The sequence below is a fragment of the Allomuricauda sp. NFXS6 genome (assembly GCF_040148835.1).
Lineage (GTDB): Bacteria > Bacteroidota > Bacteroidia > Flavobacteriales > Flavobacteriaceae > Flagellimonas.
Genome location: NZ_JAGEMG010000008.1, coordinates 193,188 through 219,359, shown reverse-complemented (window position 1 = coordinate 219,359; position 26,172 = coordinate 193,188). Strand labels below are relative to the sequence as shown.

Genomic DNA, 26,172 nt, shown 5'->3' with positions numbered 1-26,172 from the left:
TGGTTATTAAATAAAAGTGAATATTCTTATGTTTGTGTACTAAATCAGATACATGTCAAAAGAGAAAATCATCAACGAAAAATCCTTTGAATTTTTAGAAAAATATTTGAACAACGCTTCTCCTACGGGTTATGAATGGGAAGGACAAAAAATTTGGATGGACTACATAAAACCATATGTAGATGACTTTATCACAGATACCTATGGTACAGCCGTCGCGGTCATAAATCCAGATGCCAAATATAGGGTTGTTATTGAGGGGCATTCCGATGAAATTTCTTGGTATGTTAACTATATCACGGATGAAGGTTTGCTTTACGTTATCCGAAACGGGGGTAGTGACCATCAGATTGCACCATCCAAATGGGTAAACATCCATACCAAAAACGGCATCGTAAAAGGTGTTTTCGGGTGGCCAGCCATCCATACCAGAGACAAGGCCAAGGAGGAACCACCAAAATTGGACAACATATTTATTGATATAGGTGCCAAGGATAAGCAAGAAGTAGAGAAAATGGGCGTACACGTGGGTTGCGTGATTACTTACCCCGACAATTTCCAGATACTGAACAAGGACAAGTTTGTTTGTAGAGCTTTGGACAACCGGATGGGTGGTTTTATGATCGCTGAAGTGGCTCGGTTGCTCAAAGAAAATAAAAAAGAACTCCCTTTTGGATTGTATATTACCAATTCCGTTCAAGAAGAAATTGGCCTACGCGGTGCTGAAATGATTACGCAGACCATAAAACCTAATGTTGCCATTGTAACGGACGTGTGCCACGACACCACGACCCCGATGATCAATAAAAAGACAGAGGGTGAAACCAAAATCGGTGATGGCCCTGTGATTTCTTATGCACCAGCGGTACAAAACAAATTACGTGAGCGTATTTTGGAAACCGCAGAATCCAAAAAGATTCCGTTTCAGCGCAATGCATCCTCTCGATACACAGGTACGGATACCGATGCTTTCGCTTACAGTAATGGCGGAGTAGCCTCTGCTTTGATATCGTTGCCTTTGCGCTATATGCACACAACAGTGGAAACAGTTCATAAAGATGACGTAGAAAACGTTATCCGTTTGATTTATGAAACCTTGTTGAACATCAAAGAAGGAGAAACTTTCAGTTATTTTGATTAACTGAATGTGATTCTGGGCTGTCACCCTGAGCGCAGTCGAAGGGTTTCACATTAAATAGATTCCTGTCTACGCAGAAATGACACCTTAAAATAAAAAAACAAAGCATCGTGACCCCAATATTGGGTTGCGATGTTTTTTTTGGATTGACACTCATTCTGATCTTTTTTGAACGAAGTCGAAGGGTCTCACAACGAATAGATTCCTGCTTTCGCAGGAATGACACCTTCACCTGTCATTCTGAACGCAGTGAAGAATCTTCACCCTCTCATTGTCGGAGAGATTCTTCAGTCGCCCCACTCCTTCAGAATGACAAGTACTCGTATAGCACCTTTTTCAAGAATTTATATCGCATCTCGACTCCGCTCGATGTGACAATTTCTTATCTTTATATAATATGGATGAGCAAGTTGACATATTGGACGAACATGGAAAACCTACAGGGGAGTCCTGTTTAAAGTCTGAAGCGCACCGCAAAGGGTTGCTTCATCCAACCGTTCATGTTTGGCTCTACACAACTGATGGCCGAGTATTGATTCAACAACGAGGAAAAAACAAGACTACCCACCCCCTACTTTGGGATGTTTCGGTGGCTGGACATGTTGGTGCAGGAGAGAAAATTGTTACTGCGGCGATTAGAGAAGTGCAGGAAGAAGTAGGGCTTACCATTTCGGAATCTGATATGGAACCGCTGGGTACTTTTAAGGCCATCCACAAAATTTCCGAAGATTTTATTGATGCAGAGCTGCATCATATTTTTTTGTGCAAATTGGATGTTCCATTACATCAACTTACCAAGGAGGAAAGTGAAGTTGAAGATTTGGCTTTGGTTCCCCTTTTCAAATTTGCCGAGGAAACCTGGGGCTTGGCCAGTGTGGGGAAATATGTGCCACACGGACCTACCTATTACAAAACCATCATTAAGGCGATTAAAAGTCGGACTTAACTTTTTCCACAAACTCTTCAAGTGAATCCAAAGGGTAATCCTTTTGGTCGCCCGTTTTCATATTTTTAGCTACGAATTTGCCATCGGTCAACTCTTGGTCTCCCAAAAGAATCACATAAGGCACTCCCCTTTTATCGGCGTACTTAAACTGTTTCTGCACTTTAGTATCCGTAGGATACAAATCCGCACGCAGACCTCGTTTGCGCAGACCTGAAACCAATTTTAAGGCTGCCATTCCCTCTCTCTTTCCAAAATTGAGGCAAAGTACATCCAACGAAGAATCCAAGCTATCCGGGAACAGATTCAATTCTTCCAAAACCAAGTAAATACGGTCCAATCCGAAAGAAATACCCAAACCGCTCACGTCTTTCAGTCCAAAAATGCCCGTAAGGTCATCATAACGCCCTCCACCACCAATTGACCCCATTTTAACGCCTTCGGGCGCTGCCACCTCAAAAATGGCGCCTGTGTAATAATTGAGCCCGCGGGCCAGGGTAACATCCAACTGCAAGTTGGTCGATTGCAAACCGACCATATCCACGGTTGAAATAATCTCATCCAATTCTGAAATGCCCAACATTCCCACTTCGGAATCAGCAAGAATGGTTTTTAGTTTTTCCAACTGCTCGGAAGCAGTACCCGTCATATCAAATAAAGGCTGCGCTTTGGCAATGGCTCCTTCGGAAATACCTTTTTCCATCATTTCGGTTTTCACCTTCTCCTCTCCTATCTTGTCCAGCTTGTCCAAAGCAACGGTAAAATCCACCAACAAATCTTTGGCACCGATGACTTCGGCGATTCCAGAAAGTATTTTTCGATTATTGATTTTGATGGTCGCTCCTTTTAGACCCAAATCGGTAAAAACAGCATCGTACAGCTGGACAAATTCCACCTCTTGAAGCAGCGAATTGGCCCCCACAACATCGGCATCACATTGGTAAAACTCACGGAAACGTCCCTTTTGTGGACGGTCGGCACGCCACACCGGCTGAATTTGATATCTTTTGAAAGGGAAATCAATCTCGTTCTGGTGCATAACCACGTAGCGGGCAAAGGGTACTGTAAGGTCGTAGCGCAGGGCTTTTTCTGAAATTTTGGGCGTCAAGGAAGCTGAATTCTTTGAACTATAAGTAACATCGTCCACTTTGGAGATAAAATCCCCTGAATTCAAAATCTTGAAAATCAGTCGATCACCTTCTTCTCCATATTTCCCCATCAAAGTATCGGAGTTTTCAAAAGACGGCGTTTCTATTGGCTGAAAACCATAGGTTTCAAAATGTTCTTTTATGGTTTGAATGATATAGTTACGCTTGGCCACCTCTGCAGGTGAAAAATCTCGCGTTCCTTTGGGTATGGATGGTTTCTTTGCCATGTGGTGTTAAATTCTCGTGCAAATATAAGCTTTTGGTCAGTGATTTTTGGGTGAAGGAAAAAGGGTGAAGGGAGTAGGGATTCTTCAATCACTACGCTCACTCAGAATGACAGGTAGTCTTGACTCTTGGCTTCTAATTCCTCGATACCTAATCAGTGCTCCACAATCTGCTCAAACCATCGATACAATTCTCCTTTGGTGATCACGGCCCCTTGCTTGATAATCTCGAACTTATCCACATTCTTATCCTCACCGTAAGCCTTGGAAGCTGTGAGATATTCCACAAAATCAGATTGAAAATTGCGTTTAAACCAACCAAAGCCGACCTCGGTCCTCAAATCGATTTCCGGATTCATGATCTTAACGGAGAGAAGCTTCATCTCTTTATCCGTTAAATGGAACAAATGCATGTGGCGTTCGGAAATGTTCTCCAAATACTCCACTTTGCTCAACACACCTTCCCATATCAAATCGCTAAAAACGTCTATCTCCTCTTCGGCAACTTCCGGCTTTTCCTTTTTTAAGGTATCCCACTCATCAGCCGTGATGGATTGGGTCGCCAAAAAGTTGATAAATTCCGGGTGGAGCTCCTCCAATTGCTCCTTGGTCAATCGTCTGTATTTCATGCTGCAAAAATATAAAAGGTAAGGCAGAATCACCTTGCTTTTGAGTCAAGAAAACCGTTTAAACCTTGAATTTACTGTGATTCTTTAAGTTTAGATTAACACCTATACTAGCTGTGATTTTTGGCAAGCCCTTTTATTTATTGTAGTTTCGGAAACTAACATTATTAATAAAACACGTACAGAATGAGATTTTTGAAATCATTTAAAACTTTAGTGGTTTGCATAGCGACCATAGGTGCATGTGCTTTCTCCCATGTGAACGCGCAGGAGCAAGTTGAGGTCAGCGATGCAGAACTGACTAAAATAGCTTCGGCTTTCCAAGATATCCAAAAGGTAAATATGGAGGCTCAGCAACAAGTAATGAAAACCGTTGAGGAAAGCGGTTTTGAGGCCAATAGGTTTAACGAAATGTACCAAGCTACTGCATCCCCAGAGAAAACAGTTGACGCCAGTGACGAGGAAAAGGAACGCTTTGGCAAGCTGATGAACGAGATACAACAAATGCAAGTTGGGTTTACCGAGCAAATCGAGGAAATCATTAGCAATGAGGGACTGAGTATGGAAAGATACCAAGCCATTGCAATGGCACTGCAAAGTGATACTGAATTGCAAGGCCGCCTACGAACTATGTTGACGGCACAACAGAATTAATCGATTCGTATTATTGACAATAAAAAACCCCTCCAAAATTGGAGGGGTTTTTTATATCATATGTTTTGAAGTTTTATTTTGCTTCCGCAATCACTTCAAATGGGAATTCCACGATAACTTCCCTGTGCAATCTGATAATGGCTTCGTAAGGACCGGTTCTTTTGATAGCTCCACCTTTAATATTGATGAATTTTCTATCAATTTGTTGCCCTTCTTTGTCCAAAGCAGTAGCAAGGTCTATGTTTGTTACAGATCCGAACAATTTGTCACCTGCACCAACTTTAGCGGCTATTTTGATTTCCAATTGCTTTAACGCATCGGCAATTTTGGTAGCCTCATCAATAACCTTTTTCTCCTTGTGAGCTCTTTGCTTAAGGTTTTCCGCCAAAACTTTTTTGGCAGAAGGCGTAGCCAAATCGGCCAAGCCCTGTGGGATAAGGAAGTTTCTGCCGTAACCGTTTTTTACGGAAACGATATCATCTTTAAATCCCAAATTCTGTACATCTTCTTTTAGAATAAGTTCCATTCTTTGGTGTTTTTTATTTCAACATATCGCCAACATACGGCATTAACGCTAGGTGACGGGCACGTTTTACCGCTTGCGCCACTTTTCTTTGATATTTCAGGGAAGTACCTGTAAGTCTTCTCGGAAGCAATTTACCTTGCTCGTTCACCAACTTCATCAAAAAATCAGGGTCTTTATAATCAATGTACTTGATACCGGATTTCTTGAACCTACAATACTTCTTTTGTTTGCTGGTCTCAATGTTAAGTGGGGTCAAATACCTGATTTCCCCATCTTTTTTCGATTTTGCTTGTTGCTCAATAGATGCCATACCCTTATGCCTTTGCTTTTAGTTTGTCTCTTCTTCTTTCCGCCCAAGCTATTGCGTGCTTGTCCAATTTAACGGTTAAAAAACGCATAACGCGCTCCTCTCTTCTAAGCTCCAACTCGTAAGGGCCAATGGCCTCACCTGGAACTTGGAATTCGAACAAGTGGTAAAATCCACTTTTCTTGTGCTGAATGGGATAGGCCAATTTTTTGAGTCCCCAATCTTCTTTGGAGACCATTTTGGCACCATTCTTAATCAAGAAATCTTCAAATTTCTTGACTGTTTCCTCTATCTGTGTTTCAGACAGAACGGGATTCAAAATGAAAACAGTTTCGTAATGGTTCATTATAATATATTTTTAAAGGAGCGCAAAATTAACAATAATTCTTTCACCCTGCAAGAAAAGTGAAAAATCTTCGTTTAAGTACAATAGTTATCAACAATGAAAAAACCTTTTAAACCTAAATAACACATATGGCAATTTACACAACAAAATATACCATGTTTACATCTTTTGTTGCTCCTAAACGGGTTTTTTATGTAATTTGCCGATGATTTAAAACCCTACAAATCACCCCATTCTATGAAGTTAAAAAGTATAATTGTAGACGACTCTTCGATGCAGCGCATGGCCGTTGCCAAGTTGGTCAACAATCATCCCCACCTAGCCTTGGTTGCTGAGTACAGTAACGCTATTGAAGCCAAAAATGGCCTGAAAAACCATGAAATTGACCTTATCTTTTTAGATGTTGAAATGCCAATCATTAGCGGCTTTGACCTTTTGGAGGCCCTAGAGAACCCACCACAGGTTATTCTGATTACGGGAAAACCTGATTATGCACTTAAAGCATTTGACTACGACGTAACCGATTACCTTCACAAACCCATCACTCTGGCCCGTTTTGAGGCTTCAGTTAAAAGAGCTGTTGCCAAATACGAGCAAATGAACCGGGTTGATGAAGACGAAGAGCACATCTTTGTAAAAAGTAACCTTAAAAAACGTAAGGTTATCCTAAACGATATTAAATGGATAGAGGCACTGGGAGATTACATTAAATTGGTTACCGACGAAGCCAATATTGTAATTCTTTCCACCATGAAATCTTTCGAAAAACAATTACCTGCCGAAAAGTTTCTACGTATCCATAAATCTTATATTGTGAATCTGGAGAAGATTGAGAAATTCAACAGTAAAAATGTTGAAGTAGGGGGCAGACAGATTCCATTGAGCAGAAACAAAAAGACCGAACTAGCGGAAGCGCTAGCCAATGTATAGTTATATGTGGTCCACATTGTAGACCAATCGTACACTTTTATACTTGGAAATAGCATTAAAGGATTTTTCAATTCTTTTAATGCTATTTTTTGTTTGTGCCAATGACTGTTTACGAGGTATTTTAATCAGTATATTTTTGAGGTAATCCCTTCTTATTCGTGCTACAGGTGGGTATTCGGGCCCAAGAATTTGCACCCCAAGTACATTTCGAAGCGAACCCGCCATCCATTCCGATGCTTCGTTCAATTTATTAAAGTCTTTATCCTTTAAAGTGATTTTGATGAGTCGCACCAAAGGTGGGTACTTAAACTGCTCCCTTTCGTAAAACTGCTCCTCGAACATTTTCTCATAATTGTTCGTGGTAACCTGTTGCAAAATCTGATGGTACGGATTATAGGTCTGGATGAGTACCTTTCCTCTTTTTTGGGTACGTCCTGCCCTGCCCGCAACCTGTGTCAACATTTGAAAGCTACGCTCGTGGGCTCGAAAATCGGGGAAATTGAGCATGGAATCGGCATTCATAATCCCAACCAAGCTCACATTTCTAAAATCCAATCCCTTGGTCACCATTTGGGTTCCCACTAAAATATCCATCTCCTGATTTTCAAAAGACGAAATGATTTTTTCATAGGCATACTTGCCCCGGGTCGTATCCAAATCCATTCGCCCTACGGAAACATCGGGAAACAGCTTCCCTAACTCCTGTTGAATCTGCTCCGTACCAAAACCCTTATTGTCCAACGTATGACTGCCGCAGGCCAAACAGGCTTGTTGCAACGCCATATGATAGCCGCAATAATGGCAACGCAATTGATTTCTATGCTGATGATAGGTCAAACTCACATCGCAATTGGGGCATTGGGCTACATGACCACAGGTAGTACATTCCACCACAGGAGCAAACCCTCTCCGGTTTTGAAAAAGAATGATTTGCTCTCCTTCTTCCAAAGCTTCAGTGATGGCCTTGATAAGCTTTTCCGAGAAATGGCCTTTCATCCTTCGCTTACGGGTGGCCTCTTTTATATCCACCAAATTAATGTCGGGCATCAACACATCGCCAAATCGGTGAGCAATAGCCGCATAGCCATACTTCTTTTTTCGAGCATTGTACATACTTTCAATGCTTGGAGTAGCAGACCCCAGAACTATGTTTGCTTTGTGAAGTGCTGCCAAAACCACAGCTGCATCTCTCGCGTGATAGCGGGGAGCAGGGTCAAATTGTTTGAAAGAGCCTTCGTGTTCCTCATCCACCACAACCAACCCCAAATTGGTAAACGGCAGAAATAGAGCGGAACGGGCACCTATCACAATCTGTGCTTTTTCTGCATTCTTCAGCACATTGTTCCATACTTCCACCCTTTCGTGAATGCTATATTTTGAATGGTAAACGGAAACTTGATGACCGAAATAACGTCGTAAACGATTGATTAATTGGGAAGTCAAGGCAATTTCGGGAAGGAGATACAGTGCTTGTTTGCCTTCATCCAAGTATTTTTGAATCAATTTTATATAAACCTCTGTTTTCCCCGACGAGGTTACTCCGTGCAACAATACTGGTTTTCCTTCATCAAAACCGTTGTTGATATCCTCCAATGCTTTTTCTTGGTATTCGTTCAAAGCAATGCTTTTGGATTCATCCGAACTTTCATCAAACTGGACCCTATCTTTCCGAATATGATATTCCTCCAGAATATTTTTATCGATTAGTGTCTTGATCACCGCTCGCGAACCGCCACTTTCCTTTTCCAGCTCCGAAATGGGTATAGGCTTGGTGTTTTTCGCTTTCAGTTGAAATAAGGAAAGTACTACCTGACTCTGCTTGGGCGCTCGTGTGAGTTCATTTAACAGTTCAGCGAGTTGTTCTTCGTCATCATACTGTTCGGAAAGCTTCACGTAGCGAACCAATTTGGGCTTGTACTGCTCGTATAATTCTTCTTTTTGAAGGACTACGCCTTTGTGGACCAAGGTGTTTATCAGTTTCAATACATTTTTTTTGTCCACAATATCACTGACCTCGGAAATTTTCAGTGCGGTTTGATGTTGAAGTGCCTCAAAAACCAAAAACTCATCATCGGTGAGTTCTTTTTCATCAACATCAGCATTTTTATTGGGTAAAATAAGGGTTTCACTTTCCAACATAAAAGCATTGGGCAGGGCACTTCGGATGACTTCGCCCAAGGTGCACATATAATACTTGGCCACCCATTCCCAATGCTTTAGTTGCACTTGGGTCACCACGGGATGTTCATCCAGAATTTGATAAATTTCTTTGGGTTCGTAGGCTTCAGGTGCATTTTGGTGCACGCGATAGGCCAAGGCGGTATAAATTTTTGATTTTCCAAAAGGAACGGCTACCCGCATTCCTTCCTGTATAAAATCCGCTTCGGCCTGCGAGATTTTATAGGTGAAGAGTTTTTCCAAAGGAATGGGAAGAACAACTTCCAAAAAATACTCCATACGCTAGTTCTCTTCTACCCGATGCCATGTTTGGGTCCTGTACAAAAATGCCAAATAACCTCTTACTTTAAGGCGATTTTTGTTATCCTCGTCCAACCACACCCTTCCCTTAAAGGTCATTGCCTGTTCAGGATCAAACAGTTCATCTCCCTTATAAATACCTTTATTGTTTTTCTCGAAATCCTCCATGATTTTCATTCCAAGAATTGGCTTATTTTTTCGCTCTCCATCACATTTGGTGCACAAGGCACCTTTTTTTCCAGCTTCCAAAATCTCAACGACCTTGGCGTGCATCAATCCATCTTCTTTATATATCTCAATTATGGCTTTGGTGATGCCGTTTCGGTCATCAATTGTTTTCCATTTTCCAAAAACGGTTTGCGACCACGTTATCTGACAAAGCAGAAAACAAATAAGGTATATGCATCTATTGGGGGTTTTGCTGCTTATCATGTCTTTTTTTTAAGGAATTAATTGTAGCATTCAATTCGAAACCTAGCAATAAAATATTGGAATTTAACCAAATAAACACCATTAAAATCAACAATCCTCCCAAAGCTCCATAAAGTTCGTTGTAACGGGCAAACTTTTCAACGTAGATCCCGAAAAGATATGAGGTCAATAAAAACAAAAGAGTCGTTAGCAATGCGCCCGCCGAAAAAAATCGGGCCTGTCTTCCTTCTGCGGTGCCAAAATAGTAAAGTATTGCCGTTGCCAGATAAGAGATACTCAAAAAGAACAGGAGCTTTGCTATTTGGATGCCCAATGCATCTCCCTTTTCAATATCGGTTCCCAATGTTCTGCCAAAAAATTCACTCGCATTCTCCACAATGTAAAACTCAAAATATACAAAGGCTATCGCCCCCAAAATCAACAATATGGAAAGAATGAGTCCTACCACAAGTGCGTAAGCATACTGACGAAAGAAATTGCGGGTGAGCTCTACGTGGTACGAGTATTCAAACCCTCCAAAAATGGCATTTACACCATTGGCGACCAAAAAAATGGACAATAAAAAGGCTGAAGAGAGCAACCCTCCTTGTTTTTGGTCTTTTATCTGCTGATAAATCTCACTAAAATAGTCACTGGTCGCTGAAGGTAAAAAGGATTCCAAAAAGTTTAAAAATTGCGTATCAAAATTCTCATTGCCCACACTTACGTAGGGTATGATAAAGGGAATCAGGGTCACCAAAAAGATGAGCAAGGGGAACACCGCCAAAAATATACTAAAGGCAATGGAACTAGCCCTAGTGGAAACGGCTCCCTTGACAATTCCTACCAAATACATTTCAACAAGATCATAGAGAGAAAGCCCTTCAAAAGCTTTGAGCTTTATTTTTTTCAATAAGCGCACCAGCCAATTTATTACAGGTATTTTTTCCAATCTCTCCTCTATGGCAACTGACATTTAAACAGCTTTTAAACTTAAATCCATATTGTAAACAGAATGGGTCAATGCTCCCGAAGAAATATAATCCACACCACATTCGGCATATTTGCGTATAGTATCCTCGGTAATTCCGCCTGATGATTCAGTCAAGCACTTCCCTCCTATTCGTTGCACGGCTTCGCGGGTTTGTTCGTAATCAAAGTTATCCAAAAGGATACGGTACACGCCATCCGATTTTAAAATTTCATCCACCTCATCCAAATTTCGGGCTTCGACAATGATTTTCAAATCTTTATCCTTTTCTTTTAAATATTCTTGTGTTTTTTGGATGGCTTTGGTGATTCCGCCCGCAAAATCGATGTGATTGTCCTTCAACATGATCATATCGTACAGCGCAAACCTATGGTTTTCTCCACCACCGATCTTAACGGCCCATTTTTCCAAGGCCCTAATGCCAGGGGTAGTTTTACGGGTATCCAAAATTTTGGTATCTGTACCATCCAAGATTGACACAAAATCCTGGGTCTTGGTGGCAATGGCACTCATACGTTGCATCGCATTGAGCACCAAGCGCTCTGCTTTTAAAATACTTTGGGAACTGCCTTCCACATAAAAGGCGATATCGCCATATTTGACCTGTGCACCATCTTCCAGTAATATTTCCGTTTTTAAATTGGAGTCTACATAGTTGAACACCATTTTAGCAAACTCGACTCCTGCAAGGGTACCTTGGTCTTTTACCAAAAGCTTTGCTTTACCTTGAGCCGATGCAGGAATGCACGCCAAGGAACTGTGGTCTCCATCACCAACATCCTCCCTAACGGCATTGGCAATGATCAGATCCAGTTCGTTTTGAAATTGTTCTTCGGAAATCATCCAATTGGGCTTTTAACGAAAATAGTAAAAACATTGTTCGATGTGCACGACTTGGGTATGCATAATTTAAGTTGAAACGTTTATTTTTGGGCATGCAGATTACATTGATAGCCATTGGGAAAACCGATAGGTCTGAACTTGAAGAACTTATAGCCGTTTATAAAAATCGGTTGAAGCATTACATCAAATTTCAGATAGATATAATTCCTGATATAAAAAATAGAAAAAACCTTTCCGAAGCCCAACAAAAGGAAAAAGAAGGTGAACTTATCCTGGCACAGCTGCAACCTACGGACACTTTAATCCTACTTGATGAAAAAGGCAAACAATACAGTTCGATGGATTTTGCCCAGTTCCTGCAAAAAAAGATGAACAGTGGTATTAAAAATCTGGTTTTGGTCATCGGCGGGCCTTATGGCTTTAGTGATGCCATTTACGCCAAAAGTTCAGGCAAAATAAGCTTGTCCAAAATGACATTTTCCCATCAAATGGTGCGATTATTTATTGTAGAACAAGTTTACAGAGGTTTTACCATTCTTAGGAATGAGCCCTATCACCATCAATGAGATAATTGGAGCCAGGAGCCAGGAGGTGGCAATAAGCTATGGTATTGGTCAATCCCATAAAAAATGGATGACTAAATTGATAATTTTGTACCTTTGGTAAAAAGGTCAATATAATGAATTTAGAAGCTCGAAAAATAGAATTTATACAAGAATTTTTAAAGCTTCAAAGTGAAGAAGCTGTTTCTCGTTTAGAACAACTATTGAAAAAGGAGAGAAATGCTACTGACGAGCGAATATTTGAGCCTATGACCCAAGAAGAGCTAGACAAACGAATTGACCAATCGGAATCTGATTTCCAAAACAATCGATTTAAAAACAGTTCTGAACTTTTATCCAAATACAAATAATGCCGTTGAAAATAATTTGGTCTGAATTTGCCGAAACTAAACTTGACGAAATTTATGAGTATTACGAAAAGAAAACCAGCCCCAGTATCGCTAAAAAACTTCTGAAAGGAATTATCAATGAACCAAATAAATTGATAAAAGCACCGCAAATAGGACAAGAAGAAAAATTGTTAAAGCACAGAGAAACTGAATATCGATATTTGGTTTTCAAAAACTACAAACTGATTTATTCTTTGGACCATCAAAACGGATTTATAAAAATTGCTGACGTTTTTGACACTAGACAAAATCCAACAAAGCTAAAACGAACAAAATAAAGTCAGTTGCCAACACGTGTATGTGCAATAACAGCTGAATTTCTGTTAATAAAGCACCCTAAACTTGATGGTGTTCTCAATTTTCTTGAGTGCTTTAATCACATCCTTATCATATTCTTTATCCAAATCGGTAATTACATACCCCACTTCGCTATCGGTGGAAAGGTATTGACCGGAAATATTAAGCCCGTATTGCGCCAATATTTCGTTGATCTTGGCCATAATACCGGGAACATTGCGGTGAATGTGCAAAAATCGGTGTGCCTTATTTTGTTTGGGCAATCTAATATTCGGAAAGTTAACGGCATCCACCGTATTTCCTGAATTAATGTAATCCATAATCTTGTTAGGAACAAAATCAGCAATGTCCCGCTGCGCTTCTTCCGTGCTTCCGCCAATATGTGGTGTAAGGATAACGTTGGACAAGCCTTGCAATGGTGTTTCAAACCCTCCGTTGCTTCGTGGTTCGGATGGGTACACATCTATAGCGGCACCGCCCAATTTCCCACTTTCAAGTGCGCTGGCCAATGCATCAATATCAACTACAAATCCTCTAGAAAGGTTAATCAGTTTTGCACCATCTTTCATTTGGTTGATTTCGCGCTCCCCAATAAAGTTTTTGTTGGCCTTGTTGTCGTCCACGTGCAAGGTCACCACATCTGAAACGTTGAGCAAGTTTTCCAACGTATCACATTTTACTGCATTACCCAGTGCCAATTGGTCGTTAACATCATAATAATACACTTTCATCCCCATAGCTTCCGCCAAAACGGACATTTGCTTACCTATGTTACCGTAACCCACGATACCGAGGTTTTTACCCCGCACTTCTTGCGAACCAATCGCTGTTTTGTTCCATTCACCATTATGAATCTCCGTACTACGTGGAAAAATGCTTCGCATTAGCATAATGGTCTGCCCAATAGCAAGCTCTACTACGGAACGCGTGTTGCTGTATGGTGCATTAAAAACTACTACGCCTTTCTTTTTACTGTAATCCAAATCTATCTGGGTGGTACCAATACAAAATGCACCGACCACCAATAATTTATCGGCAGCGTCCAGTACTTTTTGGGTTACTTGGGTCTTGGACCTGATGCCCAATACGTGTACCCCTTTAATTCGTTCAATTAGGTCTTCCTCGGATAGGCTGGTTTTGATCAGCTCTACCGAAAAACCTTCTTCGGAAAGATTTTCAAAAGCGGCTGGGTGTACATTTTCCAGTAAAAGGATCTTGATTCTGTTCTTGGGGTATGATAAGTTTCTTGGCAAATCGTTCACAAATAAAAATTCATCTAGGTTAGGTGCTACGTGGTCGGCGTTGTTGGTCGCTTTTTCACGATGCACATTTTCAGTATAGGCGAAAAACTTATGGGCAATACCGGCCTCGCGCATCACATAATCGCTGTAGCCATCGCCAATAACCTGGACCTCGCCTTCCAGATCCAGCATTTTTAAACATTCTATTTTGCCGTTATGGGCGGCCAGTACATTGGTTTCGTCAAAACCAATAATGTTCCCTTCATCATCAAAAGTAAAGGTATTGGCATACACTCGGTCGGATGGAATATTGTATGCTTCAACAATGGGGTCGATAAACTCCTTGAAACCACAGGAAATCACATAGATATCCTCAGAATATTCATGAAAGAATTGTTTATTGGCCTCAATCGATTTGGAAATCTTTTGACGCAGTTCCACTACAAGATCTTCCAAATCATTTTTGTTCGCACTCAACAAACGGATTCTTCGTTCCAAGGATTCGGTGAAAGAAATATCCCCATCAATCCCCAAATTGGTGATTTTTTGGATTTCCGCCACAATCTCATCCCTTTTTGGATTGTTCTGCAAGGTCATTTCTGCCAAAACATCCAACGCCTCCACACGTGTGAGGGTACTATCAAAATCGAACACATATTTGCGCCCTGTTTCTACCATGAGTTGCTTCAAAAAAATTAAGGCCTAAAATTAAACATTAATTCCATCCTTGTAATCGGAACTTATCAAAAACCTTATACATTTATGGATAAATCAAAAATCCATTACGATTTGTTTTAAATGTTACCCAAAACTCATCGTTTTGCAACCGTGCGCAAATCAAATTCAGATAGCAAACTAAAGTTCAAGCTCAAATCAACCAGTAAGCAGTGTGCAATTTTATGTTGGTAGTCAGAAGTCTTTTATGAAATGAATGACCACCATGAACCTTCAACCTTCAACCTTCAACCTTCAACCATCAACCGTCAACCGTCAACCGTCAACCGTCAACCGTCAACCGTCAACCGTCAACTAAGTTGTCAAAACCAACGCCTTGTCAGCTTACAATAGATACTATATTCCTTTCCGAACATATCAGAAAGCGCTTCTTCTTCGGGCTTAATCTGAAAACGATTCATATACGAAACAAAACCTGCGGCCAATAAGGTATTGAACGCATTGCCCAACTTTAAACCAAAGGCCAGCAAAAAAAGAAGCATCCCTAAATACATAGGGTTGCGGGTGAATTTATAGATGCCATTGGTGACCAGTTTTCTTGTTTTTTGAGGGTTCAAAGGGTCTACCGTGGTTTTCATACTAAAAAATTGGACTACGGATATCAACATCACCAAAACACCCAGTCCAGATAGAAACATGGCCAATTCCTGTTTGCCAAAAAACTCAAACTCCCCAAAAGGCAGGAACCTGTCCAAAACATACATTAACCCTCCAAATAATAACATTATCAATGCCGGTGGCACTTTCATTTTCATAACAACTGCTTAAAACTCGAAATTACTACTTTTGAATCTCATAATAGAACCCTTTTTGATTTGAAACTAGTTTTTGCTACCCATAACGACCATAAGCTGAAAGAAGTTCAACAATTACTCCCCAAAAGCATTGCTCTGCTGTCCCTAAAAGATATTAAATGCTTTGATGAAATTCCCGAGACTGGTGCCACTCTGGAAGAAAACGCCAAAATAAAAGCGGATTACGTGACTAAAACCTATGGTTTGGATTGTTTTTCGGATGATACCGGTTTGCTTGTAGATGCTTTGAATGGACAACCCGGAGTATATTCGGCCAGGTATGCCGGAGAACAAAAAAGCGCCAAGGACAATATGGCCAAATTGTTGACCGAACTGAAAGGGGCGAACAATCGTTCGGCATATTTTAAAACCGTGGTTCATTTGAACCTACAAGGTGAAAGCTACACTTTTGAAGGTGTAGTTGAGGGGGAAATAACCATCAATGCGCACGGGAACGGCGGTTTTGGTTACGACCCTATTTTTAAGCCCAACGGATTCGACAAAACCTTTGGTGAATTGCCCGCTGATACGAAAAATGCCATCAGTCACCGAGGTAGGGCCATTCAAAAATTAGTAGGGTTTTTAAAAAAGAAGGCCTCTTAAGCGTTGCTGAATAAAATTAACGTACCTTTGCCGCTTTATTAACGCCGCCGGTATGGGCAAGGTGTTGTGAGGGGCTCAAATGGGTTATACAAAAATCGCTCTATACAACACAAACATATTTGCGATTTAAGGTATATACACCGCTATGACAAAATTTGAAGCCTTGGGGTTGGACAAACCCCTATTGGATGCTATCTCCGACCTCGGATTTGAATCCCCATCAGAAGTACAAGAAAAATCAATCCCCGTTTTATTAGAAAAGGAAACCGATTTGGTGGCCTTGGCACAAACAGGAACAGGTAAAACTGCTGCTTTTGGGTTTCCAATGATCCAAAAAATCCAAGAGGAAAGCAGAACCACCCAAGGATTGATCCTCTCACCTACGCGAGAGCTATGTTTACAGATTACAAATGAGTTAAAACTCTATTCCAAATACATAAAAGGATTGAATGTGGTAGCCATTTATGGTGGCGCCAGCATTACCGAACAAGCACGGCAAATTAAAAGAGGGGCGCAGATTGTTGTTGCCACTCCAGGCCGTATGAAGGATATGATCGGTAGAAAAATGGTCGATATTTCCAAAATTGACTACTGTGTATTGGATGAAGCCGATGAAATGTTGAACATGGGCTTCTTTGAAGATATTAAGGACATCTTGTCCAATACGCCCAAAGAAAAATTGACCTGGCTTTTTTCGGCGACCATGCCCAAAGAAGTGGCTACGATTGCCAAAAAATTCATGCACAACCCGGTTGAGATCACGGTAGGATCCAAAAATGCAGGTGCATCCACCGTACAGCACGAATATTATGTAGTAGGCGGACGTGATCGTTATGCAGCACTTAAGCGTTTGGCCGATGCCAACCCAGGAATCTTTTCCGTGGTGTTCTGTAGAACCAAAAGGGATACGCAACGTGTTGCAGAAAAATTGATTGAAGATGGCTACAACGCTGGTGCTTTGCACGGTGATTTGAGCCAGAACCAAAGAGATTTGGTGATGAACTCTTTCAGAAAGAAACAGGTACAAATGTTGGTAGCTACCGATGTTGCTGCCCGTGGTATTGATGTGGATGATATTACACACGTAATCAACTATCAACTGCCCGATGAGATCGAAACGTACACCCACCGTAGTGGACGTACGGGACGTGCCGGTAAATCCGGTATTTCCATGGTTATCATCACTCGCTCCGAGCTTAGAAAAATCAAGGCCATCGAAAAGAAGATTCAACAGGAATTTATATCCAAGAAAATTCCAGATGGTATCGAAATTTGCGAGATTCAATTGTATCATTTGGCCAATAAGATCAAGGAAACCGAAATCAATAAAGAAATTGAGAGTTACCTACCCGCCATTAACGATGTTTTGGAAGGTATTGATCGTGACGAACTCATCAAAAAGATTGTTTCTGTAGAATTTACCCAGTTTTATAACTATTACAGTAAAACCAAGGATCTTAATAGTCAGGATTCCGGTAAGGACAGAGGAACTTCTAAAGGAGATATTCCATCAGAAGGTTCTGTTCGCTACTTTATCAATGTTGGGGAACGTGATGGTTATGACTGGATGTCACTAAAGGATTTCCTTCGTGATACGCTTAAATTGGAAAAAGAGGACATCTACAATGTAGATACCAAGGACACCTTCTCATTCTTTAATTCCGATGCACAACTGACCGAATTCATTCTTCAAACCTTTACCGAGTTCAAGGTGGACGGACGTTTTATAAATGTTGAAGTTTCCAAGAACCCCGGCGGTGGCGGTGGCGGCGGAAAAGGAGGCAAAAAACGTCGTGGCAAAAAAGGCGGAGGATACCGTGGTGGAAATAAATCATCCTATAAAGGTGGTGGAAAAAAAGGAGGCTACGGTAAAAAAGGAGGCAAGAAAAAGCAGGGATTTTATTAGTTAATTCTATATTAAATGGTAAGTATCTCCTATTTATTTTTCTTTGTTTAGTACTTTTATAGCTACAAAGATTGCATGAGAAGATTACTACTTATACTATTGTCCCTAATCCCAATGCTCGGTTTTTCTCAAGTTGAAGAAGATCAGAACCAAGAAATAATGGATTTTACCGCTACGGTAATTAATGCCCAAACGGAATTTCCTTTGGAAAGTGTGCACGTAGTAAACTTGAACCAAGTGAAGGGTACCATTACAAACCAAAATGGGAAGTTTACTATTCCAGCAGCAGTAAATGACACGCTTTACTTTTCGTACTTAGGATTTAAAACCCAGAAAGTACGCGTTACCAATGATATGTTCCGATTTGGGAACACTGAAATTGCGCTGACAGAGTTGGCCTACGCACTGGAAGAAGTGATTGTAACACCATATCAGCTTACGGGCTATTTGGAAATCGATGTTAAGAATCTTCCGGTAAACAACGCATATCAATACAGTATCTCCGGCCTTAACACCAGTTATGAGGCCGGAAACAAAAGTCCGAGCGCTGTCACCAAAGTTTTAGGGGCAATTCTGAATCCTGCCGATCTTTTACGGAATCTCTTTGGAAAAAAACCTAGGCAAATGCGTAAGCTGCGTCAAATCAAGGAAGATGACAATATCAGAGACCTTTTGGCATCAAAATTTGACAGGGAAACCCTTACTGAATTGCTGCAACTGGAAAAAGTTGACATTGAGGACATCCTCAACAATTGCAACTACTCAAAATCCTTTATCAAAACAGCTAACGATCTCCAGATTTTGGATGCTATATCCAGCTGCTACGAAGAGTATAAAGTACTGAACAGAAACAATTAACCCGTATCGAGATCTTACCGATGGGTCTGTTTAACAGCGCAATAAATAAATTTTATTTTTACAGGCGCATTTTATAGCTTTAGACAAAATCCCAATACATGAAAAAACTACTTGTTGTTTTGTCAATCTTATCCCTATTTAGTGGCTGCAAGAAAGTTGAAAAAAAGCAGCAGACCCAGCAGGTAGTTGAAGAGCAAACTCCAAAAAAAGAAGTGCCCTTTGTTTGGGAGGGTGCCAATATTTACTTTTTACTTACCGACCGTTTTAACAATGGAAACCCGAATAACGATGTCAATTTTGATAGAACCGAAGAAACTGGGGTTTTAAGAGGTTTTGAGGGAGGCGATATTGAAGGGATTATCAAAAAAATTGAAGATGGCTATTTTACCGACCTGGGAATAAATGCCATTTGGTTTACACCTGTGGTAGAACAAATTCACGGAGCAACCGACGAAGGTACAGGCAAAACCTATGCCTATCATGGCTACTGGGCCAAGGATTGGACCGCTATCGACCCCAATTTTGGAACACGAAAAGACCTTGACAAACTAGTAAAAACGGCTCATAGCAAAGGAATTCGCATTCTTTTGGATGTAGTGCTGAACCACACGGGGCCAGTCACCGAGAAAGACCCTGTTTGGCCCGATGATTGGGTAAGAACGGGGCCGACATGTGAGTTTACCACATATGAAAACACCACCGCTTGTACTTTGGTGGGCAATTTGCCGGATATCTTAACCGAATCTGATGAAGCAGTCGAACTGCCCGACGCATTGTTGGCCAAATGGAAAGCCGAGGGCCGTTTGAGCAAAGAGTTGGATGAACTCCACCTGTTTTTTGAACGAACCGGATATCCCAGAGCGCCACGATACTACATCATCAAATGGCTTACCGATTATATCAATGATTTAGGGGTAGATGGCTTCCGTGTAGACACTGTAAAGCACGTAAATGAAAATGCATGGTCCGACTTGCACAAAGAAGCCAACTATGCCTTTGAAATGTGGAAGAAAAAACATCAAGATAAAATTTTGGATGACAATCCTTTCTATATGGTGGGTGAAGTCTACAACTATGGTATTACCGGAGGTCGTAAATTTGATTTTGGCGACAAAAAAGTAGACTTCTTTGATTACGGATTCAAGAGCCTTATCAATTTTGAGCTCAAAAATGATGCAGACAAGAGCTACGAAACCATTTTTAAAAAATACAGCAAACTGCTCCACACCAAGCTCAAGGATAAAAGTGTACTCAACTATTTAACCTCCCACGATGATGGTGCACCTTACGACAAAGATCGAACAAAACCCTATCGCACGGCCAATGTACTTTTGCTTACGCCAGGTGCATCGCAAGTATATTATGGCGATGAAACATCGAGAGATTTAACCATTGAAGGAACCGAAGGCGATGCCACGTTGCGTTCGTTTATGAACTGGGAAGATTTGGACAGCCTTCCAGAAACGCAAAAAATCCACAAGCATTGGCAAAAGCTGGGGCAATTTCGTGCAAAACATCCCGCAATCGGTGCCGGAAAGCATAAACGATTGGCCAAATCGCCCTACGTATTCTCAAGAACCTATGTCAATGGCGATTATCGAGATAAAGTGGTTGTTGGACTGGACTTACCTAAAGGTAAAAAATCCCTTTGGGTCAAGGGTTTCTTTGGTGATGGCACCACATTGTACGACACTTATTCGGAAACCGAGGTTGTAGTGGCCAAAGGTAAAGTTATCCTGGAAAATGATTTTGATATTGCTTTATTAGAACTTGTAGAATAATTTCTACTGTCTGGAATGCAGTGCGATTCGGTTCCCTTCAGAATCCAAAAATACTGCCATATACCCAATTTCCGGGCTTATTTGTGTCTTGGATTGAACAATCTTACCACCACTGGGTTCAATACGACCAAGTTCGTTTTGAAGATCCAAACTATTAAAATAAATAAGTACACCGTCACTCTCACTGGGCTTATACCAATCCTTGTTTTGGATCAATGTACCTGCAGCACCCGGTTTTCCGTGATCTGAAGGAAACCATCCCATTTTGGTGCCTCCAAAATCCTGTAACTTTATCTCCACTTGAAACACCGCATCATAAAACGCTTTGGCACGCTCCATATCCGAAACGGGAATCTCGAACCAGCCCACCATATTAAAATCCATAGCTTATTTGTTTTCTAAAATTTCCTTTAAACTGGCCAGCCCTTCTTCAAAGTCTTTGCCTACCGCCTTGTCCATGCTCACAAACAGCATCATAATACTCATGGGGAATTTGTTCTTTCCAGAGAAGCCCCAAATTACTTTGGTCCTGTCCTGTTCAATCTCTTTGGTTATAATGTAGGCATCGGAAGTGGACTTAAATGGTTTCAAAAACCGAAGCTGAGACTCAATGCTATCACCCTCCACAATTTTGGTGATCTCTTGCTCCCCTTCCCCTACTTCCTTGTTCCCTTTCCAATAACTAATGGCACCGACTTCCCCATCGGTACCGGTGAACTTTTTTTCCATATTGGGGTCACGTTTCCCCCATGGCGACCATTCATCCTGCTTTTTTAAGGATTTGAGGTAATCAAAAACAACCCTTTTGGGTTTGGCGATTTCAATAGATCGGGAAACATTGTAATTTTTCGGGGCGATGGCTGCCAAAACAAGAACAAGCACCACAATGCCCAAGACAATATAAAGAACCAACATAACTGTAATTGATTGATTAACAGTTAAAAGTACAAAAATTATTTACGCGTTAAGATATCTTTTTATGATGCCTTCCACATCTTTGATGGATTTTTTTGTCCAGTCCAGTCTTTTTTCAAGAAATTCAATATCGGACAATTGCCAATTGAGGTCTGATGCTCGTACTTTTTGTGCCAATTGCTGTATAATGATGGCCGCTGAAACGGAAACATTCAAGCTTTCCGAAAAGCCTACCATGGGAATCTTGAGAAAACCATCCGCCTGCTGCATAACTTCCTCGGAGAGCCCTTCTTTTTCCGTACCAAAGAAAATCGCCGATTTCACGGTTGGGAAGAAATCAGGCAACATAGTGGAATCGTTGTGCGGCGTAGTAGCGATGATTTGGTAACCATCTCCTTTTAATCTAGCCATACAATCCGCGGTGGTTTGGTATCGGTAAACATCCACCCATTGTTCGGCACCCATCGCAATATTTTTATCCAATCGCTTACCAAAACGGTCCTCCACTACGTGCAAGTCTTGTACCCCAAAAACATCACAACTTCGTATAATGGCACTGGTGTTGTGCAGTTGGTATACATCTTCCACGGCAACGGTTATGTGCTTGGTCCGGTGTTGCAAGACATCCGAAAAACGTTGTTTGCGTTCTTCCGTAAGATAGGTTTCCAAATATGTCAACAAATCATCGTCAAACATAAAACCAAGATAGGAAAAATTGAAAGTCTGGTTTTTAAAAAAATAGATTGAGTTTCTGGTAAATTGCTCTAAATTAGATATTGAGAACAATTAAAACAAAATGTTATGCGCTATGTTAAACCACTGACTTTGCTTTTTGCCACCCTGATTCTTAGCTCCTGCAAGCAGGAGAATAAACCAAATCCAGCGACCGTATACAGCGGTGGAGACATCATCACCATGGTAGGCAATACACCTACATATGCAGAAGCGGTCGTAGTCAAAAATGGTAGAATTGAATTTGCGGGAACTGCAAGTGAAGCAATGGAACTTGCAGGGAAAGGCCATAATATGATAGACTTACAAGGAAAAACCATGCTGCCCGGTTTTATTGATGGCCATGCCCATTTCTCTTCCTTTTCCACCCAGGCCATAGGAGCACAAATATTACCCCCACCAGACGCAGGGGCAAAAGACATCCCAACACTCATTAAAATCTTGAAAGAATGGAACACTCCAGAAAACAGGGCCTTGACGGGATGGATTTTTGGAATGGGATTTGACGATTCGGTACTGGAGGAAAACAGGTTTCCCACCAAGCACGATCTTGACAAAGTGTCCACCGAGTTCCCTGTTATGATTGTTCACATATCAGGTCATTTTGCCGTGGTCAACTCCAAAGGTCTGGAATTATTGGGCATTGATGCTAGTATACAAAATCCAGAAGGAGGCATCATCCGGAGAGAAGAAAACAATGAACCCAATGGAGTTTTGGAAGAATTGGCGGCCATACCGTATTATAGCAAAGCATTGATTCCTACTTCGGAAGAAGCAGCAAATCAATTTTTTGAAGCCGGCCAAGATATGGCGCTTTCATACGGCTACACTACAGCTCAAGAAGGGAAAGATATGGGCAACGTGGAACAACTATCCGGTAAAGCCAATGCCGAAAGTTTAAAGCTAGATGTGGTTAGTTATGTCGATTATACATTTGTGGATAAATACATGGATACCAAATGGAACAGCAAATCCTATGATAATCATTATCGCATTGGTGGAATGAAAATAACCCTGGATGGTTCACCACAAGGCAGAACGGCTTGGCGAACCCAACCCTATTTAATTCCTCCCGATGGTGCTGATGAGGGGTACAAAGGATATCCGGCCATTCCAAGCGATAGTGTTTTGACTTCACTCTATGAAAAGGCCTTCAAAAACAACTGGCAAGTTTTAACCCATGCCAACGGTGATGCTGCCATAGATCAAATGATAAGGACAATGAAAGTTGCAGCCGATAAATTCGGTAATGAGGATAGAAGAAATGTATTGATACATGGCCAATACGTACGCGAAGATCAATTGGACTCATTTAAGGAATTAGATGTTATAGCCTCCTTATTTCCTTTGCACACCTATTATTGGGGCGATTGGCACAAAAAAATCATCGGTGATAGTCTGGGCAACAAAATTAGTCCCACCAGAACAGCATTGGACAAGGGGTTGAAGATTACCATTCATACAGACGCGCCTGTGGCATTGCCCAACTTGATGCGCATGGTTGGTATTTCCGTAGAACGCAAATCGCGATCGGGCCAGCTTATTGGAGCCAATGAAAAACTGACAGCTTACGAAGCCCTCAAAGCAATTACTGACTGGTCTGCCTATCAACATTTTGAGGGAAATTCCAAAGGAACATTGGAGGTGGGAAAGTTAGCGGATATGGTGATTTTGGATAAAAATCCTTTAAAAATACCAGAAGAGGAAATAAAAGATGTGGTAGTCTTGGAAACCATTAAAGAAGGGATATCCGTTTATAAGAAATAGCCTTTTCCAAATTGTTTTTATCCAAGTACACCATCAAAAGAGTTCATCTTACCTTGCTGCAATTACTATGCTTTGGTATACTTTTAGTACTATTGATTTATTACCTTGGAATTGAAATTGAAACAGGATGAGCACATTAATAGTAAAATCCAACCCAGAAGTTGAGGCGAATCAACCCCATCTTTACATAATGCCAATTACGATTTCCCGGACGAGCTAATACCTAAAGAAGTATCTGTGTTCAAATCCATAATTTTGAAGATTAAAGAAAAAAATAAAAAATGCCCAAACAAAAAATCGTAGTGCTTACTGGAGCGGGAATGAGTGCCGAAAGCGGTCTAAAGACCTTTCGGGACGAAAACGGGCTTTGGGAAGGCCATGATGTAATGCAAGTAGCCTCGCCCCAAGGGTTTGCCAGCAATCCTGAACTTGTGTTGGAATTTTATAATCTACGTAGAAAACAATTGTTGGAAGTCTCCCCAAATGCCGGCCATAATGCTTTGGCCAAACTAGAGGATGTTTTTGATGTCAGTATCATAACCCAAAATGTAGATAATTTGCATGAGCAGGCAGGAAGTTCCCACGTGGTGCACCTGCACGGAGAATTGCTCAAAGTACGGAGCACGGTGGACGAAAACCACATATTGGATTGGAAAAAAGATTTGGTCTTGGGCGATGTTGACGAGAACGGGCATCAACTGCGCCCGCATATTGTTTGGTTCGGGGAAATGGTCCCTTTGTTGGAAACTGCTGCGCAAATTACCCAACAAGCCGACAAAGTCATTATTGTCGGAACCTCCATGCAAGTGTATCCTGCCGCAAGCTTAATCCACTACGCACCTGATCAAACCCCTATTTACTTTATAGACCCGCGGCCCAATATTCGCAACTCGGATTTTAAAAATCTAACAATAATTTCCAAAACTGCTGCCAAGGGTGTCCCGGTTTTAGTGGAAGAACTTATCAATAATTAGCTCTTGCTGTCTCGGCCCAAGACAATAAAGCAATTATTTGCTCTTCCGACAAGTCGGCGTCAGCGTGAGTCCAAGTGTATTCGTTCAAGGGCATTTTGCCTTCTTTAACCTCTTCAATCAACTCCTCTAATTTGTGATCCTTCTTTTTGGCATCATAATTCTCCCAATCGGAAAAATTCAGATGTTCCTTGCCCTCTTCTATATGATCTGCCAACCAATAGGAAACCGGAGCGATATTATTGTACCACGGATACACTGTGTTCGCACTATGGCAATCGTAACAGGCTGTTTTTAGAATCTTCTTGACTTCGACAGGAGGTTGGGTCTCCGTTTCAAAAGCAGTGACATAGTCACCTTCGGAAATATTCTTTTCAGGACGATAAAATTGCATTCCCACAAGCACAACCAACAGTACAATTGCTATTTTTTTTACTATTTTCATTACGTTCAGAATTTTAGTAAATATATTATTTTTTCGTGACCAAAGAGGAACTCCATATCAGACTTAATTCAGGTAGAATATCAAAACCTCAAATAAATGGTTTGGTGCAGCAATTAGAGAAGCAACCCGAGATGGCCCAAGCACTTTTTAATGAGGTGTTATTGGAAGACAAAGTGGGAACTTTCAATGCCAGTTGGACCTTTGACCATTTGATGCGAAAAAAGCTTATTTACATCCTTCCCATTTTTGAAGACTTCGTCAATAGACTTTCAGAATTGAAAACCGAATCTTGTATTCGGCCCATTGCGCACGTCTGTGAAATGGTCTGCGAAGCATATTTCAAAAAAAAGAATCCCGACTTTGTTCAAAACATTACGGATGACCAATTGGAAAAAATGATGTCCTCCTGCTTCGATTGGCTTATTGGCCCCATGAACATAGCGCCCAAGGTGTTTTCCATGACCTGTCTGTATTATTTAGGTTTAAAATTTGATTGGGTACACCCTGAACTCAAACTAGTGCTGGAAGACAGCTACGTCACAGGGACCACTGGCTACAAAAACCGAGCAAAAAAAACTCTGGATAAGTTGGCCAAATTGGGCGTCTAAAC

29 protein-coding genes are annotated in these 26,172 nt (G+C 41.1%); 14 read left to right on the top strand and 15 right to left on the bottom strand.

The window, feature by feature from the left end; translation table 11 throughout:
- Positions 1–52 precede the first annotated feature (52 nt).
- Positions 53–1,141 carry a M42 family metallopeptidase gene (locus J4E06_RS13330; RefSeq protein WP_349524442.1) on the top strand — a complete coding sequence of 363 codons (1,089 nt, stop codon included), beginning with the start codon at positions 53–55 and terminating at the stop codon, positions 1,139–1,141.
- A gap of 394 nt (positions 1,142–1,535) precedes the next feature.
- The gene (locus J4E06_RS13325; protein ID WP_349524441.1) at positions 1,536–2,084 is read left to right on the top strand and encodes an NUDIX hydrolase; all 549 of its coding nucleotides are present in this window, start codon (positions 1,536–1,538) and stop codon (positions 2,082–2,084) included.
- On the opposite strand, the gene hisS is transcribed toward J4E06_RS13325, so the two are convergent.
- Both hisS and J4E06_RS13315 read right to left on the bottom strand, forming a co-directional pair.
- Positions 2,068–3,456 (bottom strand): histidine--tRNA ligase, encoded by a 1,389-nt coding sequence (hisS, locus tag J4E06_RS13320; protein WP_349524440.1) that lies wholly within the window; start codon positions 3,454–3,456, stop codon positions 2,068–2,070. The two genes, J4E06_RS13325 and hisS, sit on opposite strands and share 17 nt — an antisense overlap.
- Positions 3,457–3,608: 152 nt before the next feature.
- Positions 3,609–4,082, bottom strand: a complete 474-nt coding sequence (locus J4E06_RS13315) for a DUF6495 family protein (RefSeq protein ID WP_349524439.1) — start codon at positions 4,080–4,082, stop codon at positions 3,609–3,611.
- A gap of 183 nt (positions 4,083–4,265) precedes the next feature.
- Here J4E06_RS13315 and J4E06_RS13310 point away from each other — a divergent pair, with 183 nt between their 5' ends.
- A complete protein-coding gene (locus J4E06_RS13310) occupies positions 4,266–4,733 on the top strand; it encodes a DUF4168 domain-containing protein (protein WP_349524438.1) in 468 nt (155 codons plus the stop codon).
- A gap of 73 nt (positions 4,734–4,806) precedes the next feature.
- On the opposite strand, the gene rplI is transcribed toward J4E06_RS13310, so the two are convergent.
- The 3 genes from rplI to rpsF are packed head-to-tail and all read right to left on the bottom strand — an operon-like array spanning position 4,807 to position 5,912.
- A complete protein-coding gene (rplI, locus tag J4E06_RS13305) occupies positions 4,807–5,259 on the bottom strand; it encodes a 50S ribosomal protein L9 (protein ID WP_349524437.1) in 453 nt (150 codons plus the stop codon).
- 13 nt (positions 5,260–5,272) lie between these two features.
- Positions 5,273–5,569, bottom strand: a complete 297-nt coding sequence (gene rpsR, locus J4E06_RS13300; RefSeq protein ID WP_014031368.1) for a 30S ribosomal protein S18 — start codon at positions 5,567–5,569, stop codon at positions 5,273–5,275.
- Positions 5,570–5,573: 4 nt separating this feature from the next.
- Positions 5,574–5,912, bottom strand: coding sequence for a 30S ribosomal protein S6 (gene rpsF / locus J4E06_RS13295; protein WP_349524436.1), 339 nt, complete (start codon positions 5,910–5,912; stop codon positions 5,574–5,576).
- A 237-nt stretch (positions 5,913–6,149) separates the two neighbouring features.
- Between rpsF and J4E06_RS13290 the strand changes: the two genes are divergently transcribed.
- A complete protein-coding gene (locus J4E06_RS13290; RefSeq protein WP_100818563.1) occupies positions 6,150–6,842 on the top strand; it encodes a LytR/AlgR family response regulator transcription factor in 693 nt (230 codons plus the stop codon).
- On the opposite strand, the gene priA is transcribed toward J4E06_RS13290, so the two are convergent.
- Genes priA through nadC form a run of 4 tightly spaced genes read right to left on the bottom strand, consistent with a single transcriptional unit; the run spans position 6,843 to position 11,565 of the window.
- Positions 6,843–9,299: a replication restart helicase PriA gene (priA, locus tag J4E06_RS13285; RefSeq protein ID WP_349524435.1), complete on the bottom strand. Its 2,457-nt coding sequence runs from the start codon at positions 9,297–9,299 to the stop codon at positions 6,843–6,845. It lies immediately after the preceding gene.
- A 3-nt stretch (positions 9,300–9,302) separates the two neighbouring features.
- A complete protein-coding gene (locus J4E06_RS13280; protein WP_349524434.1) occupies positions 9,303–9,752 on the bottom strand; it encodes a DUF2147 domain-containing protein in 450 nt (149 codons plus the stop codon).
- A complete protein-coding gene (locus tag J4E06_RS13275) occupies positions 9,727–10,707 on the bottom strand; it encodes a YihY/virulence factor BrkB family protein (protein WP_349524433.1) in 981 nt (326 codons plus the stop codon). The genes J4E06_RS13280 and J4E06_RS13275 overlap by 26 nt, the downstream gene beginning before the upstream one ends.
- Entirely contained in the window at positions 10,708–11,565 is an 858-nt protein-coding gene (gene nadC, locus J4E06_RS13270; protein ID WP_349524432.1) for a carboxylating nicotinate-nucleotide diphosphorylase, read from the bottom strand.
- Between the two features lie 92 nt (positions 11,566–11,657).
- Here nadC and rlmH point away from each other — a divergent pair, with 92 nt between their 5' ends.
- The 3 genes from rlmH to J4E06_RS13255 all read left to right on the top strand — a co-directional run bounded on the left by rlmH (position 11,658) and on the right by J4E06_RS13255 (position 12,795).
- Positions 11,658–12,131, top strand: coding sequence for a 23S rRNA (pseudouridine(1915)-N(3))-methyltransferase RlmH (gene rlmH, locus J4E06_RS13265; protein WP_349524431.1), 474 nt, complete (start codon positions 11,658–11,660; stop codon positions 12,129–12,131).
- A 113-nt stretch (positions 12,132–12,244) separates the two neighbouring features.
- The gene (locus tag J4E06_RS13260) at positions 12,245–12,478 is read left to right on the top strand and encodes a hypothetical protein (RefSeq protein ID WP_349524430.1); all 234 of its coding nucleotides are present in this window, start codon (positions 12,245–12,247) and stop codon (positions 12,476–12,478) included.
- Positions 12,478–12,795: a type II toxin-antitoxin system RelE/ParE family toxin gene (locus tag J4E06_RS13255; RefSeq protein WP_349524429.1), complete on the top strand. Its 318-nt coding sequence runs from the start codon at positions 12,478–12,480 to the stop codon at positions 12,793–12,795. Before J4E06_RS13260 ends, J4E06_RS13255 begins: the two co-directional genes overlap by 1 nt.
- Positions 12,796–12,840: 45 nt before the next feature.
- Here J4E06_RS13255 and serA read toward each other — a convergent pair whose 3' ends face one another.
- Both serA and J4E06_RS13245 read right to left on the bottom strand, forming a co-directional pair.
- Positions 12,841–14,733 (bottom strand): phosphoglycerate dehydrogenase, encoded by a 1,893-nt coding sequence (gene serA / locus J4E06_RS13250; RefSeq protein ID WP_349524458.1) that lies wholly within the window; start codon positions 14,731–14,733, stop codon positions 12,841–12,843.
- A 359-nt stretch (positions 14,734–15,092) separates the two neighbouring features.
- Positions 15,093–15,545 carry a methyltransferase family protein gene (locus J4E06_RS13245; RefSeq protein ID WP_349524428.1) on the bottom strand — a complete coding sequence of 151 codons (453 nt, stop codon included), beginning with the start codon at positions 15,543–15,545 and terminating at the stop codon, positions 15,093–15,095.
- A 60-nt stretch (positions 15,546–15,605) separates the two neighbouring features.
- On the opposite strand from J4E06_RS13245, the gene J4E06_RS13240 reads away from it, so the two are divergent.
- The 4 genes from J4E06_RS13240 to J4E06_RS13225 all read left to right on the top strand — a co-directional run bounded on the left by J4E06_RS13240 (position 15,606) and on the right by J4E06_RS13225 (position 20,732).
- Positions 15,606–16,187 carry a non-canonical purine NTP diphosphatase gene (locus J4E06_RS13240; RefSeq protein WP_349524427.1) on the top strand — a complete coding sequence of 194 codons (582 nt, stop codon included), beginning with the start codon at positions 15,606–15,608 and terminating at the stop codon, positions 16,185–16,187.
- Between the two features lie 145 nt (positions 16,188–16,332).
- Positions 16,333–18,093, top strand: coding sequence for a DEAD/DEAH box helicase (locus tag J4E06_RS13235; protein WP_349524426.1), 1,761 nt, complete (start codon positions 16,333–16,335; stop codon positions 18,091–18,093).
- Positions 18,094–18,168: 75 nt separating this feature from the next.
- Positions 18,169–18,951, top strand: coding sequence for a carboxypeptidase-like regulatory domain-containing protein (locus J4E06_RS13230; protein ID WP_349524425.1), 783 nt, complete (start codon positions 18,169–18,171; stop codon positions 18,949–18,951).
- 98 nt (positions 18,952–19,049) lie between these two features.
- Entirely contained in the window at positions 19,050–20,732 is a 1,683-nt protein-coding gene (locus J4E06_RS13225) for an alpha-amylase family glycosyl hydrolase (RefSeq protein WP_349524424.1), read from the top strand.
- A gap of 3 nt (positions 20,733–20,735) precedes the next feature.
- Here the strand turns inward: J4E06_RS13225 and J4E06_RS13220 are convergent, their stop codons facing one another.
- The 3 genes from J4E06_RS13220 to J4E06_RS13210 are packed head-to-tail and all read right to left on the bottom strand — an operon-like array spanning position 20,736 to position 22,343.
- Positions 20,736–21,116: a VOC family protein gene (locus J4E06_RS13220; protein ID WP_349524423.1), complete on the bottom strand. Its 381-nt coding sequence runs from the start codon at positions 21,114–21,116 to the stop codon at positions 20,736–20,738.
- 3 nt (positions 21,117–21,119) lie between these two features.
- Complete coding sequence (locus tag J4E06_RS13215; protein ID WP_349524422.1) at positions 21,120–21,647, bottom strand: SRPBCC family protein; 528 nt, start codon at positions 21,645–21,647, stop codon at positions 21,120–21,122.
- Between the two features lie 42 nt (positions 21,648–21,689).
- Positions 21,690–22,343 carry a TrmH family RNA methyltransferase gene (locus J4E06_RS13210; protein ID WP_349524421.1) on the bottom strand — a complete coding sequence of 218 codons (654 nt, stop codon included), beginning with the start codon at positions 22,341–22,343 and terminating at the stop codon, positions 21,690–21,692.
- 105 nt (positions 22,344–22,448) lie between these two features.
- On the opposite strand from J4E06_RS13210, the gene J4E06_RS13205 reads away from it, so the two are divergent.
- Together J4E06_RS13205 and J4E06_RS13200 are read left to right on the top strand one after the other, a co-directional pair.
- Entirely contained in the window at positions 22,449–24,146 is a 1,698-nt protein-coding gene (locus J4E06_RS13205; protein ID WP_349524419.1) for an amidohydrolase, read from the top strand.
- A gap of 281 nt (positions 24,147–24,427) precedes the next feature.
- Complete coding sequence (locus J4E06_RS13200; RefSeq protein WP_349524418.1) at positions 24,428–25,120, top strand: SIR2 family NAD-dependent protein deacylase; 693 nt, start codon at positions 24,428–24,430, stop codon at positions 25,118–25,120.
- Here J4E06_RS13200 and J4E06_RS13195 read toward each other — a convergent pair.
- Positions 25,110–25,562, bottom strand: a complete 453-nt coding sequence (locus J4E06_RS13195; RefSeq protein ID WP_349524417.1) for a heme-binding domain-containing protein — start codon at positions 25,560–25,562, stop codon at positions 25,110–25,112. The two genes, J4E06_RS13200 and J4E06_RS13195, sit on opposite strands and share 11 nt — an antisense overlap.
- A 35-nt stretch (positions 25,563–25,597) precedes the next feature.
- On the opposite strand from J4E06_RS13195, the gene J4E06_RS13190 reads away from it, so the two are divergent.
- Positions 25,598–26,170, top strand: coding sequence for a hypothetical protein (locus tag J4E06_RS13190; protein WP_349524416.1), 573 nt, complete (start codon positions 25,598–25,600; stop codon positions 26,168–26,170).
- The last annotated feature ends 2 nt before the right edge of the window (positions 26,171–26,172 follow it).